The sequence below is a fragment of the Parachlamydia acanthamoebae genome, from assembly GCF_000875975.1.
In the GTDB taxonomy this organism is placed as follows: domain Bacteria; phylum Chlamydiota; class Chlamydiia; order Chlamydiales; family Parachlamydiaceae; genus Parachlamydia; species Parachlamydia acanthamoebae.
Window position 1 is genome coordinate 25,854 of sequence record NZ_BAWW01000033.1, and the last position, 13,788, is coordinate 39,641.

The window sequence follows — 13,788 nt, forward strand, 5'->3', positions numbered from 1 at the left end:
GATTTTTTGAAGTCAAAGCAATCTTAAAACAAGGAGACATTGTGTCCGATTACTTTCCTGTATATGTCTATTTTGGTTTAGTTTTCTTTGTCACACTGGCAACTTTAAGCTTGTCTGCTCTTTTTCCATCAAAGAAGACATCTCCCGCTAAGTTTATGCCCTATGAATCGGGCATTCAAACAGAAGCTCATTTGCTGCAAGAGCGCTTCCCTCTTCGTCATTACTTGGTAGCGCTTATTTTCTTGGTTTTTGATATCGAGGTTATTTTCTTGTATCCATGGGCTGTAGTCGCTAAGCAAATGGGCCGTTTTGCTTTTTATGAAATGGCATTTTTTATAGTCGTTCTTTTAGTTGGATTTGCCTATGTATGGCGTAAAAAAGGATTGCAATGGCAGTAACACAACAAGAATCAATTCCCTTTATCGTGGCACCTCTACAAAAACTGATTGATTGGGCTCGATCAAATTCACTTTGGCCAGCTCAATTTGGGCTTGCATGCTGTGCGATTGAAATGATGTCGGCAGCAGCTAGTCGTTATGATATGGCGCGTTTTGGAATGGAGGTTTTTCGAGCCTCTCCTAGACAGAGTGATGTGATGATTGTAGCAGGACGTGTAAGTCAAAAAATGGCGCCTGTTCTAAGAACAATTTATGAGCAAATGCTTGAACCCAAATGGGTCATTGCTATGGGAGATTGTGCATCCACAGGTGGAGTTTATAATAATTATGCCGTCATTCCAGGTGTCGATCAAATCGTACCTGTTGATGTGTATGTGGCAGGTTGTCCTCCACGTCCTGAAGCATTAATTGATGGTTTAATCCTTTTGCAAAATAAAATTCGAGATGGACATGCATGCCGCTGAAGCTATTGAAAACTTAAAGAATCACTGTCCTGAAGCTATTTTAGCGCAAAAACAGTTTTTGGGAGAGACTACTCTAGAGGTCCAAAAGGAAAATCTAATCAAGGTGTTAAGTTATTTAAAACACGACTATGAAGTGTTGATGGATTTGACAGGCGTTGACTATGTGGACCCAACTCCTTACACAAAAGTGGTTTATTGGTTACATAATCCTAAAAACTTTGAAAGAATTCGAGTCATTGTTTTTGTGGAAAGAGAAGAGCCTATTCCTTCTGTAACATGCCTTTGGGATGGAGCCGCATGGTACGAAAGGGAATTATTTGATTTATTCGGTGTTCCGATTGAGGGGCATCCAGATCTGAAACGAATCTTAATGCCCGACGATTGGAAAGGACATCCTTTACGACGCGATTATCCATTAACAGAACAACCTGTTCAATTTAAACATGGTGTAGAACCTAAGATACCTTCACAGATTATTTCTTATGACGAAAGCAAGCAAAAATCTTGATCAACTCGGATTATCCGGGGATATATTAGAGCTTAATTTAGGGCCTCAACACCCTTCTACACACGGAGTTCTCCGTATTAAACTACGCCTGGATGGGGAAATTGTGGTTTCAGCTGAGCCTGTGATTGGATATCTTCATACAGGTGTTGAAAAAGAATGTGAAACACGGACTTATCATCAGGTTTTTACTCTCATTGACCGCCTCGATTATTTGTCAGGACCTGCCGAAGAACAAGCTTTTGCAGGTGCTGTAGAAAGGCTTATGCATGTCGAAGTTCCCGAACGTGCACAGATTATCCGTTTGATCATCCTCGAGTTGTCCAGAATTGGAAGCCATTTGTTGTGGGTTGGAACGAGCGCATTAGAGCTCAACATGTCGTCTGTATATATGTACTGTTTTATTGAGCGAGAAAAAATTCTTGATTTATTTGAAGAATTGTCTGGGGCCCGTATGTTTCCTTCTTTTTGGAGAATTGGAGGCATTGCACGAGATCTTAATCCTACTTTTGAAGAACATGCGCGTACCTTTTTAAAAGAATTTCCTAAAGCGTGGAAAGACTTAGATAATCTCTTAACAGAAAACTATGTGTGGTGCGAGCGTCTCAAAGGCGTCGCAGTCATTGATGAAGAGTTATGTAAACAATATATGTGCACAGGTCCGGTCATTAGAGGATCGGGAGTTCCTTATGATATTCGTAAAGTTTATCCCTACTTAAATTACGACAGTTATGATTTTGATATTCCGACACACCCTGAAGGGGATTCTTATGCGCGCTATTTAGTTCGGATGGAAGAGATGTTACAGAGTCTACGTCTCGTTGAGCAGGGCCTTAATCGCTTAAAGCCCGGCCCGGTGATCACAAATGATCGTAAGGTTGCTTTACCTCCTCGACATGAACTTGTCAGAAGTATGGAAGCCGTCATTCACCAATTTAAACTGGTAAGCGAAGGAATTAAAGCTCCTCCAGGAGAGTTATATCAATGCGTAGAATCTGCTAGAGGTGAACTTGGTTATTACCTTGTCAGTGATGGATCGCATCGACCCTATCGAGTCAGGGTGCGTTCACCTTCATTTCCACATATTGAAGTATTGCAAAGGGTATTACCAGGCCATTTTTTATCTGATGTGGTGGTGGCAATTGCTAGTGTAGATCCAATTTTAGGAGACGTAGATCGCTAATGTTAACGGAAGAAACGAGAAAGTCTATTATAGAATTGCAAAAACGTTATCCGAATAAACGTTCGGCATTAATTCCTGCTCTTCATCTAGCTCAAGCAGAAATAGGATATCTCCCTCGCGATATTCAAAATGAGGTCGCTGAGTTATTCGATATTGATTCTAACGAGGTGAACGCTGTCGTTACTTTTTACGATATGTTTTTTGATCAACCTGTTGGAAAGCACTTGATTCACGTGTGCAAAAATCTTTCTTGCATGTTGCGAGGAGCAGATGGTGTGCTTAAAAAGATTTGCCATAGGCTCAATGTAGAGCCTCATGAGACAACAGCGGATGGAGAATTTACGGTGATCCCATCGGAATGTTTAGCCGCTTGCGATCGTGCCCCAATGGTGCTAGTCGACGACAAAGTGGTTGGTCCTATCTCAGAACAAGATGTTGAGCATATCCTTGAGGAAGCAAAAAAGAGCCCGGGACATCCTTCGCCGGTACAAATTTTGGAGGGCTATCATGCCTGAAATGCGCGTGCTAATGGCTCATGTAGATGAACCAAATCAGCATCTCATTGAAACGTATGAGCGAAATGGAGGTTATCAAGCCATTCGAAAGGCCATTCCACACATGCAACCGGATGCATTAATCGACTTAGTGAAGCAATCTGAGCTAAGAGGAAGAGGTGGTGCAGGTTTTCTAACGGGAATGAAGTGGGGTTTTGTACCGAAAAATCCTCAAATTCCTAAATATTTAGTGTGTAATAGTGACGAAAGCGAACCGGGTACTTTTAAAGATCGCTTACTCATCGAGAATGATCCGCATCAAGTCATTGAAGGGATCATTTTAGCTAGCTATGCGATTGGAGCCAAATTAGCATTTATCTATTGTCGAGGAGAATTTTACGAGGGAATCAGACACTTAGAAAAGGCCGTTCAAGATGCTAAACAAAAAGGTTATTTGGGAAATTCAATTTTAGGTTCACAAGTTTCCCTCGAAATTATCGTCCACCCAGGAGCGGGTGCTTATATTGCTGGAGAGGAAACAGCTTTGTTGAATTCTCTAGAAGGATATCGTGCAACTCCCCGTCTTAAGCCCCCATTTCCTGCTGTAGAAGGGCTTTATGGTAAGCCAACGATCATCAACAACGTGGAAACATTGTCGAATGTTGTGCACATCGTGAATCGGGGCGTTGAATGGTATAAAAGCATTGGCAAACCAAAAAATACGGGAACGAAAATCTTTCAAGTGAGTGGGCAAGTTCAGAAGCCCGGTTGTTTTGAATTTCCTCTAGGAACATCTTTGAGAGAGGTTTTAGAGGCAGCTGGAGGGATGCTTCCAGGACGTCGTTTCAAAGCATGTTATCCCGGTGGGTCTTCTTGTGCGCTCTTAACAGAGCGCGATCTAGACATTACAATGGATTTTGAAGCCTTAGCAGCTAGAAAGTCCGCTTTAGGTACAGCTTCTATTATTGTGATGGACGATACTGCGGATATGGTCAAGGTTGCTCATCGGCTTATGCAGTTCTATCAAAATGAATCTTGTGGAAAGTGTACGCCTTGTCGAGAAGGAACGCGCTGGGTAGTGCAGATGTTAGAAAGAATAGAGGCTGGAAAAGGAACCATATGGGATTTGAAGAAAATCGAACAAGTTTGCCAACACATGGAAGTAGAATCTTTTTGTCCTCTTGCTGTAGGGGCTGCACCTCCGATTGTAAGTGCGATGCGTGAGTTTAAAAATGAATTTGAAGTGTATATCCGGGGCAATCCGCAAGCCGATCGCAAACCAGAAATGAAAATAGCATATCCATATGTATAGGTAGCTTGTGCAAAAGTCTGTAGAAACAACCATGATTAACTTAACTATTGATGGGCAAGCAGTCACTGTTCCAAAAGGGACGACTGTTTACCATGCTGTTAAGCAACTAGGCATTGAAATCCCCATTTTCTGCTATCAAGATCGGATGCCTCCATTTGGAGCTTGTCGTGTATGTTTAGTGGAAGTTGAAAAAATGGCTAAGCTTCAAACCTCATGTACATTAGAAGCGACGGAAGGGATGGTCGTCCGCACACAATCAGATCCAGCAGTCGATGGGCGAAAAGCGATTCTTGAATTTTTATTAATTAATCATCCACTTGACTGTCCCATTTGCGATCGGGGTGGTGAGTGTCCTTTGCAAGATCAGGCTTTAAAGTTTGGTCCGGGAGAAAGTCAATTTTTTGAAGACAAGCGACGCTTTAAAAAACCCTTGCCCTTAGGCCATGTGCTCATGCTAGATCGTGAAAGGTGTATTACTTGTGCGCGTTGCACGCGTTTTGGAGAAATTGTGGCAGGAGATCATGCTCTAGAGTTTGTGAACCGAGGGTATCGCACGGAAGTGGGCACACCAGATAATGGTCCCGCACAATCAAAATTTATTGGCAATACGATTCAAATCTGTCCTGTCGGAGCATTGACGAGCCAAGTTTATCGTTTTAGGGCCCGTCCATGGGATAACGATCCCACGAATAGCACTTGTACACTTTGTCCTGTAGGATGTAGTACGACCATTGATTCGCGCGATGGAGAAATCATGCGGATGCGATCGCATGAGAATCCTCCTGTAAATGACATTTGGCTATGCGATAAGGGATGGTTTGGGTATGAATTTACGGCACACCGCAATCGTTTGCAGACTCCTATGATTCGGATTAATGATAAGCTTGAGCCTGCAACTTGGGATCAAGCTTTCAGTCTGATTGCTGAAAAGATTCGCGAGGCAAAACCGCAAGGGAGACTAGCTGCGTGGGGAGGGAATCCTCTAACCTTAGAGGAAAATTATTTACTGCAAAAATTGATGCGTGAAGGTGCGGCAGTTAATCATCTCGATCATCGGATTGGTATGCCAATCATCGATGAAAAAGATGAGGGAATCGCACCAGGGATGGAAGGGACGATTGGAGAATGTGAAGAGTTGGCTTATGCGGTCATTTTCGGTCTTGATCTGACTGAAGAGTTTCCGGTGATATGGTTAAGGTTAAAGCAAGCTCTTAACAAGGGTGCAATTGTGCATTATTTTGGACATTATGCTCCTGAAATGTCAGCACAATTAGCACATGTCGTCGTTCATCCACCTGGGCAAGAGCTTGAAATGATTAAACAAGCCAATGACTTCATTGATGGAATGGCAGAAAAGGGTAAAGGGGCCATCTTTGTAGGAAAGCAGTATTTGGATATGTCCAACAGAGCTCAGCTGTTATCCCAGCTCGCACAAATACGTAAACAAAGACAGGCGTGTGCTCTGCATGTGATGGAAGGAAGGGGAAATAGCATGGGCGCCCGATTAGCTGGCATGCGTCCTGATAGTGGTCCTTTTGATGAGATCATTGAAAAACCAGGAATGAATGCCAATCAGGTTTTAGAGAAAGCAGCTCAAAGTGGCTGGGATTTTCTTTATGTGGTTGGGGCTGATCCTGTGCTTAAATTCCCTTCCAAGCTTTGGAAAGCTTGCCGAAATCAATTGAAGTTCCTCGTCGTGCAAGATCTTTTCCTTACAGAAACAGCTTTGCAGGCAGATGTTGTTTTGCCTACATTATCTTTTGTAGAAAAAGAAGGCAGCTTTGTCAATATCGAAGGGCGTGTTCAAAAGCTGCATCCAGGCAAACAAGTTCCTATTGATATCTATGCGGATGGTCAGATTTTTAATTTAATTGGGCAACATTTAGGTCTGGCGCTTTCATTGGATGTCAATATTGTCGAAAAAATTCAATCGAAAATGTTGTCTCTTCCGAGAAATACAAATCTACACGTCAATGGGGTTTCGCTATTAAATCCACTTCCTATGGATGCATTTTATGCGACATTTGTCTATGCCCTGTTCGATCGAGGAAATCGGATGAAACATAATCCGCACGTCATGCATTTAGCAAAAGAGCCTTTTATTCGGATTAATCCCCTGGAGGGACAAAAACGGGGATTCATGGATGGAGATAAGGTCAGAGTTTCTAGACAAGGAAATGTCATTGTCGGATATATAAAATTAGACCGAAAGGTTGCCGAAAAAACGGCTGTATTACCGCTTGGGTTTCCCCAAGTTGCCGTTCAAGAGCTAGATTTAAATTTATTAAATGGCTTGATCGTCGAAATAAATAAAGAAGTGTAATCATGTGGGTGGATGCTGTTGAAGTTTTAATAAAGGGCTTAGTTGTTATTCTCGCTTTGATGGGCGCTGCAGCTTACATGACTTTTTTGGAGCGCATCATATTGGCTCGCCTTCAGCTGCGTATTGGACCTGATCGTGTGGGACCACTGGGATTGTTACAGCCGATTGCGGATGGAATAAAACTACTTTGTAAGGAAGGATTTAAACCCGCCGGAGCTGAAACGTTCACCTATTGGTTTGCGCCAGGTATTTCTCTCTTTACGGCATTATTTATTTTTGTGCTCATTCCCTTTGGCGGAACGGTCCATTTGTGGGGAAGAGAGGTTACTTTGCAAATTGCCAACGTGAATGCCGGGATTGTGTTTTTGCTCGCCTTTTCTTCTTTAGCGGTTTATGGGGTTGTGTTGTCTGGTTGGGCATCCAATAACCGTTATTCTTTGCTAGGCGGATTGCGTGGAACGGCTCAAATGATCAGCTATGAAATTCCGATGGGATTGTCACTTTTGACGGTTGTTTTGGCTGCTGGGACGTTGAATCTTGCCGAAATTGTGGAAGCCCAGAGGCAACATTGGTTTTTTTGGACAAATCCCATTAGCTTTTTGGTCTATCTAATTACGGGATTTGCCGAAACCAATCGGGCCCCTTTTGACTTACCTGAAGCTGAGCAAGAATTGACCGCGGGTTACCATACAGAATATGGGGGAATGAAATTTGCTATTTTCTTTTTGGGAGAATATATCAATATTTTGGCTGTTTCCTCAATAGCAGTGACTCTCTTTTTGGGGGGCTGGCACGGGCCGGGGAATATTCCGATTATCTGGTTTTGCTTGAAGGTGGCTTTCTTTGTTTTCTTGTTTATGTGGGTAAGAGCTACGTTGCCCCGTTTTCGCTATGATCAATTGATGAGTTTTGGTTGGAAAATATTGATTCCAATTGCCACCCTGAACTTGCTGGTAACCGCATACTTTATTTTGGTGTAAAATGAAAGAGACGTTCAAACAAGTTCTATCGATGTTGCGTGGTTTATTTATTGTGCTTAAGCATATGTTTATTAAACCGGTCACGATTAAGTATCCTGAAGAAAAACGCAAACTACCGGAGCGCTCACGTGGGCGCCACTACCTAACGAAATGGGAAGATGGTAAAGAGCGATGTGTTGGTTGTGAATTGTGTGCCATCGTCTGTCCAGCCCAAGCCATCTATGTCAAGCCATCTGAAAATGAGCCAAAGAATGAACATTCGCATGGCGAACGTTATGCTTCAGATTTTCAAATCAACATGCTTCGTTGTATTTTTTGTGGTTATTGTGAAGAAGCTTGTCCGACGGGGGCGATCGTTTTGGGAAATCAGTACGAGTTATCTGGGTATACACGTGAATCTCTTATCTACACAAAAGATATGTTGACGGAGAAAAATCCGGGTGATTCAGGGCGCGATCCAAAAAGGGAGATTTAATTGGTTATGTCTGGACTCCCAAATACAGCAGAATGGGTTTTTGGTACCATTTTGATTTTATCGTCTCTTGGTGTGATTTCATCTCGCAAGCCCATTTATGCAAGCCTTTCATTTTTAATGACATTATTGGCTTTAGCAGGATTGTATCAGCAGCTTTCTGCCCAATTTATTGCTGTCATGCAGGTTTTGGTGTATGCTGGTGCTATTTTAGTCATTTTTATGTTTGTGATTGTCCTTTTTCAGGATGCTCACGAAAAAATTGCACTTTTCAAAGCAAAAAGTTCACCTCCTTTATTGTTTGCAGCCGGAGGGTTATTCTTATTCACGATGTTATTTCTCAGCGAACGCTTTTATAACCTTAAGACATCGAATGGACCATCAGAAGAGTTCGGAACGGTTGAAACACTTGGAAAAGCGCTTTATGCGGATTTCTTTTTTCCTTTTGAAGCTGTCACTTTGCTATTTTTGATTGCAGTCATTGGAGCGGTGTTTATTGCAAGGAAGGGGGATTAATGGATATATTGCTGATCATTTTTATCAGCTTGGCCATGTTTTCGATTGGAATCATTGGTGTATTGGCTCGGCGGAACGCACTGATTTTTATTCTATCCATCGAATTAATGCTCAATGCTGCCAACTTGCTTTTCGTAGCCTTTGCCTATCATTGGGGAAACGAAATCGGATTAGTTTGGGTTTTCTTTGTCTTGGTTGTAGCTGCTGCTGAAGCGGCTGTGGGGCTTGCCATTATGATTAACTTGTTTCGTACAAAACAGGTGGTGGATGTGGATCAATTCAATGTGTTGAGAGGATAAAATGCCATATGCCATTTTGATCGGACTTTTTTTACCACTTGCAGGTTTCTTAACACTTATGTTTTCCTCCGATTTTATTGGAAGACGTTTGACCGGTGTGATTGCTTGCACAACCCTATTTATTTCGTTTCTCTGTTTTTCAGGTGTTGTTTACCACTACGTACAAACAGATTTGAAACCGTTTAATTTAGAGCTATACCAATGGATTTCAACAGCAAAAATTAAAGCCGATTTTTCTTTGCACATTGATTCTATTTCGCTGTTGATGACTTTAATTATTACGGGGGTTGGATTCCTTATTCATCTCTATTCGATTGGATATATGGGCCACGATAAAGATTATGCGCGGTACTTTGCCTGCTTAAACTTTTTCGTATTCGCCATGTTATTGTTAGTCTTAGCTGCAAATCTACTGCTTTTGTTTGTTGGTTGGGAAGGAGTTGGACTGGCTTCTTATCTTTTGATTGGGTTTTGGTACGAAAGTTCGGCAGCAGCGGCGGCAGCAACAAAAGCTTTTGTAGTGAATCGCATTGGAGATTTAGGTTTATTACTTGGACTTCTATTAACATTCTATCTTTTTGGGACAAGTGACATTACAGAAATTTCTCAGCGAGTTTCACAAGGCTTTTTGGTTGGGGCACCTATCCTATCTGTTTTGACCCTTTTATATTTTGTGGGAGCGGTCGGAAAATCAGCGCAACTTCCTTTACACGTGTGGTTGCCAGATGCGATGGAAGGCCCTACTCCAGTTTCGGCCCTTATCCATGCGGCGACAATGGTGACTGCGGGTGTATATCTCGTTGTCAGGATGCGATATGTTTTTTTAGCAACGCCTGATACCATGCATTTTGTAGGATATGTAGGAGCGGCTACAGCATTGTTTGCTGCATTATGTGCATTGGGACAAACCGATCTTAAACGAGTTTTAGCTTATTCGACGGTGAGTCAATTGGGTTATATGTTTTTAGCTTGTGGTGTTGGGGCCTTCTATGCGGCCATGTTTCACTTAACCACACATGCCTTTGTGAAAGCACTCCTTTTCCTTTCCGCTGGTAACGTTGTGCATGCGATGGAAGGGAATACAGACATGCGCAAGATGGGCGGGTTGTACAAGTTTTTACCTAAAACCAATATTCTTTTTTTAATTGGTGTATTGGCTTTGTCCGGTATCCCTCCTTTTTCCGCATTCTTTAGTAAGGATTTGATCCTTGAAGAAGAGTACCTCGCAGGCTTTAAAAAGCTATTTTACATTGGATTATTGACTTCGCTTTTAACAGCTTTTTACTTAACACGCGCCTATTGTCTAACCTTCATAGGAAAAATGCACATTGAAGAAAAGATCTTAAAGACAATCAATGAGGTTCCTCGAGTCATGATTTTGCCAGTCGCTTTGCTGGCTTTTTTATCAATTGTAGGGGGATTCCTAGGATTTGGAATTGGTGAACAAACCCCACTGGAATATTTCTTGGCAGGGCACGATCCTAGCATGGAAGATAAAGTGTTGGAAGAAAATATTTTCTTCTCTCCTGAGACATGGCTATCCATTATAGGAGGGATTTTAGCTGTTTGTGCGGCAGTCATTGCTTACACACGCTATACAGATGATCTAAAAGGCCCTCTTCCTTTGCTTAATAAAGCCTTTTATGTCGATACCATTTATGAAAAAGGGATTATAAGACCTTTAAAAGCTTTGGCACAATCAATTACAAGCTTTTTTGAACCCCGTTTATTTGATGACTCGATAAAAATTTTAAGTCATGGTGTGCAAAGGGGTGCTGGTTATTTACAGAAAATTCAAAGCGGGCAGATTCGCTCATACGTGGCATGGATGGCTATGGGAATGGTCATTTTGATTTTTTACTTAGGATTTTGAAGGATATCATGCAAACGTTACTATGGTTGTTTTTGATTCCATTTTTGGCTGCCATTTTGATGATCATTATGCCAAGAGGATCAGGAAAATTTTTAAAAGGAATCGCTTTTTTATTCAGTCTTTTGCCGTTAGGAATATTACTGTACCATCATGCGAATTTGAATGGATCCTCTGTTCAGCTACCTTGGCTGCATCCTCTATCGATTGAGTTTTACTTGCATGTGGATTCGCTGTCATTGCTCTTCCTTTATTTAACGGCGATCATCATCCCCATAGCGATCTTATCTGCTTGGGATGCTTTGTCATTTCCTCGTACCTTTTATGCCCTTGTGTTAATTCTACAAGGACTTTTGATTGGATTTTTTACCGCGAGGGACTTAGCTCTTTTTACAATTTTTTGGGAAGGCATGCTGATTCCTCTCTACTTCATTATTAATTTGTGGGGAGGAGCTCAGCGACAATCGGCCGCACTTAAGTTTTTAATTTACATGATTGCTGGTTCCGTTTTGATGGTCTTAGCTGTTCTTTCCCTTTATTTTAGTTCAGCCACAAGTGGTATGGGCACTTTTAATCTGGATGCTCTTGCTAAAATAACCTCACATATTTCGTATACTCCCTGGCTTTGTGCTGTTTTTCTTTTAGCATTCTCAGTCAAAACACCTCTGTTTCCATTTCACGCCTGGTTGCCTGATGCTTACTGTCAAGCCTCCACACCGGGAACCATTCTGCTTTCCTCTCTACTTTCAAAAGCAGGGATTTATGGCATTCTACGCATTAGTTATGGATTATTTCCGCTAATTATGCAGAAATGGAATCCGTGGTTATTAGGATTTGCCATAGCAGGCGTGTTCTATGGGGGATTAGCCGCTTGGCGTCAAAAAGATTTTAAACGCTTAATTGCTTATTCAAGTCTTTCCCATGTCAATTTTATTTTGGCAGGTCTGTTTATCTGGAACCAAGCTTCTCAGTCTGGTGCCATTTTGCAAGCCTTAAACCATGGCTTGACGATTGCAGGTCTTTTTCTGGTGATCGGGTGGTTAGAAGAAAGATTAGGAACGACTTCTATGCTTGAAACAAGTGGATTAGCGAAGTACTTTCCCCATCTTTGCTGGATTACGATGATTTTTGTATTGTCATCCGTGGCTCTACCAGGCACTAATAACTTCATCGGAGAGTTGCTCATTCTTTTTGGGTTGTTCAGTAAAAATCCTTGGTTGGCTGGATTTTTGGGTTTGACCGTGATTTTATCTGTTATTTATATGCTTCGATTCATGCAAAAAGTCTACTTTGAAAATCCCACTCAGCTTAAACAGATCTGGAGTGATGTGCGAGGAAAGGAATTTATGATCGTTTTTCCTTTGATTGCTTTGATCTTATGGATTGGTCTTTATCCTGAGCCCGTATTGAAACAAATTGAATCCATTTCACATATTTCCGCACTCACCGAACCGCAGGAGACTCAATGAATACGGTGCTGCATTTTGCTGACTTTGCTTCTATCAGCCCGCTAGTGATCCTATTAATAGGGGCTCTTTTACTCATTCTGATTGAGAGTTTTTCTGAAGTGGTATCCAGAAAAGGAGCTTTTTATGTGACTTTAGCGGTAATTTTAGTCGCTCTTTGGGCTACCTTTAATTCTCCTCCTGTTGAACATCCCATGTTGGCTCCTTGGTTGCAGTTTGATGCCATTGGACGCTACTTTACAGCATTATTTTTGTGTATTGGCTTGGGTGTGGCTTGCCTATCTTCGACATTTTTTCAACGGTTTGAAGCCTCAAGAGGGGAATTTTACTTTTTACTAATTTCCTCAATTTTTGGATTGATCTTAATTGCCACTGCTGTGGATTTCTTAGTGCTATTTTTGGGATTGGAAACTCTTTCCATCGCGCTTTATATTTTATGCTGTTACATGAAAAAATGGTCGATTTCGCAAGAAGCGGCGGTTAAGTATTTTTTAATGGGATCTATTGCAGCAGCCATCCTGCTTTATGGAATTGCGTTAATTTATGGTGCAACGGGTACAACACATTTTAATGCCTTATTATCAGGTTACCAAGGACTTCATTCTGTTACAGATAAAACCTTATTTCTAAGTGGTATCGCTTTGGTAACCATGGGGATCGCCTTTAAGGCCGCGATTGTACCTTTTCATGTCTGGGCTCCCGATGTTTATGAAGGAGCCTCTACGCCTGTGACCGCCTTTATGGCAGTAGGAACTAAAGCAGGAGCTTTTGCTGCTTTCGTACGCCTCTTTTTTGGCGTTTTGCCCCAGTTTGATCCGGTTTGGAATGAGGGAATTGCTTGGTTAGCCTATCTGACACTGATCTATGCGAACTTTTTGGCATTGCGCCAAACGCAATTGCGTCGCTTTTTTGCGTACTCAGGAATTTCACACGCAGGATTTTTGCTCATCCCTTTAGCAGCAGGAACACCTGAAGCGTTGCCTGCATTGCTATTTTATTTGGTCGTTTATGTCATCGCCACTTTAGGTTGTTTTGCTGTACTTGCTTTTTTGGATGAGCGAAGTGAAGGAGTCGTCATGCAAGATTTGCACGGCTTATTTAAACGTTCACCGGTATTGGCAGGAATTTTTATTGTGTGTCTTTTAACGCTCGGTGGCATTCCACCAACGGTTGGATTTTTTGCGAAATTTTATGTGTTTAAAGTAGCTTTTCAGGCAGGTTACTATGGTTTGATTATTGTCGGACTTCTGACCACCATTTTGTCAGCCTATTACTATTTAAGAATCATTGCGATGATGCTTTCAGAAGCCCCATCAGAAAACGTCTCGCCTTTATATTCCTGGCCCGCAGCAGCTGTCGGTGTTATTTCGTGCACTTTACTAGTCCTTCTATCATGCTATCCTGCTCCTTTATTTGCTTTATTGAATTGGGGAACGTGATTTTCAGATGAATAGTGCAAAGCATTATGGCTAAAAATAACCCTTCAAGCTTGTGCGATTCATTTTC

General features: G+C 41.8%; 14 protein-coding genes. All 14 read left to right on the forward strand.

Annotated features, from left to right (window positions below; translation table 11 throughout):
- Positions 1-41 precede the first annotated feature (41 nt).
- The 14 genes from AOM43_RS07290 to AOM43_RS07355 are packed head-to-tail and all read left to right on the forward strand — an operon-like array spanning position 42 to position 13,721.
- Positions 42-398 (forward strand): NADH-quinone oxidoreductase subunit A, encoded by a 357-nt coding sequence (locus AOM43_RS07290; protein ID WP_006342124.1) that lies wholly within the window; start codon positions 42-44, stop codon positions 396-398.
- Positions 389-862 (forward strand): NADH-quinone oxidoreductase subunit B, encoded by a 474-nt coding sequence (locus AOM43_RS07295; protein ID WP_006342123.1) that lies wholly within the window; start codon positions 389-391, stop codon positions 860-862. The genes AOM43_RS07290 and AOM43_RS07295 overlap by 10 nt, the downstream gene beginning before the upstream one ends.
- The gene (locus AOM43_RS07300) at positions 849-1,370 is read left to right on the forward strand and encodes an NADH-quinone oxidoreductase subunit C (protein ID WP_006342122.1); all 522 of its coding nucleotides are present in this window, start codon (positions 849-851) and stop codon (positions 1,368-1,370) included. The genes AOM43_RS07295 and AOM43_RS07300 overlap by 14 nt, the downstream gene beginning before the upstream one ends.
- Positions 1,345-2,550, forward strand: a complete 1,206-nt coding sequence (locus tag AOM43_RS07305) for an NADH-quinone oxidoreductase subunit D (protein ID WP_013925693.1) — start codon at positions 1,345-1,347, stop codon at positions 2,548-2,550. The genes AOM43_RS07300 and AOM43_RS07305 overlap by 26 nt, the downstream gene beginning before the upstream one ends.
- On the forward strand, positions 2,550-3,065 hold the full coding sequence (gene nuoE / locus AOM43_RS07310) for an NADH-quinone oxidoreductase subunit NuoE (protein ID WP_006342120.1): 516 nt from the start codon (positions 2,550-2,552) through the stop codon (positions 3,063-3,065). Before AOM43_RS07305 ends, nuoE begins: the two co-directional genes overlap by 1 nt.
- Positions 3,058-4,356: an NADH-quinone oxidoreductase subunit NuoF gene (gene nuoF, locus AOM43_RS07315; RefSeq protein WP_006342119.1), complete on the forward strand. Its 1,299-nt coding sequence runs from the start codon at positions 3,058-3,060 to the stop codon at positions 4,354-4,356. Before nuoE ends, nuoF begins: the two co-directional genes overlap by 8 nt.
- 7 nt (positions 4,357-4,363) lie before the next feature.
- On the forward strand, positions 4,364-6,679 hold the full coding sequence (nuoG, locus tag AOM43_RS07320) for an NADH-quinone oxidoreductase subunit NuoG (RefSeq protein ID WP_059359671.1): 2,316 nt from the start codon (positions 4,364-4,366) through the stop codon (positions 6,677-6,679).
- Positions 6,680-6,681: 2 nt separating this feature from the next.
- Positions 6,682-7,659: an NADH-quinone oxidoreductase subunit NuoH gene (nuoH, locus tag AOM43_RS07325; RefSeq protein ID WP_006342117.1), complete on the forward strand. Its 978-nt coding sequence runs from the start codon at positions 6,682-6,684 to the stop codon at positions 7,657-7,659.
- 1 nt (position 7,660) lies between these two features.
- On the forward strand, positions 7,661-8,134 hold the full coding sequence (gene nuoI, locus AOM43_RS07330; protein ID WP_059359673.1) for an NADH-quinone oxidoreductase subunit NuoI: 474 nt from the start codon (positions 7,661-7,663) through the stop codon (positions 8,132-8,134).
- Between the two features lie 6 nt (positions 8,135-8,140).
- Complete coding sequence (locus AOM43_RS07335) at positions 8,141-8,647, forward strand: NADH-quinone oxidoreductase subunit J family protein (RefSeq protein WP_006342115.1); 507 nt, start codon at positions 8,141-8,143, stop codon at positions 8,645-8,647.
- Positions 8,647-8,946: an NADH-quinone oxidoreductase subunit NuoK gene (nuoK, locus tag AOM43_RS07340; RefSeq protein ID WP_006342114.1), complete on the forward strand. Its 300-nt coding sequence runs from the start codon at positions 8,647-8,649 to the stop codon at positions 8,944-8,946. Before AOM43_RS07335 ends, nuoK begins: the two co-directional genes overlap by 1 nt.
- 1 nt (position 8,947) lies before the next feature.
- Positions 8,948-10,819, forward strand: coding sequence for an NADH-quinone oxidoreductase subunit L (nuoL, locus tag AOM43_RS07345; protein WP_059359675.1), 1,872 nt, complete (start codon positions 8,948-8,950; stop codon positions 10,817-10,819).
- A gap of 8 nt (positions 10,820-10,827) precedes the next feature.
- Positions 10,828-12,285, forward strand: a complete 1,458-nt coding sequence (locus AOM43_RS07350) for a complex I subunit 4 family protein (RefSeq protein WP_039377895.1) — start codon at positions 10,828-10,830, stop codon at positions 12,283-12,285.
- Positions 12,282-13,721, forward strand: a complete 1,440-nt coding sequence (locus tag AOM43_RS07355) for an NADH-quinone oxidoreductase subunit N (RefSeq protein WP_059359677.1) — start codon at positions 12,282-12,284, stop codon at positions 13,719-13,721. The genes AOM43_RS07350 and AOM43_RS07355 overlap by 4 nt, the downstream gene beginning before the upstream one ends.
- Positions 13,722-13,788 lie beyond the last annotated feature (67 nt).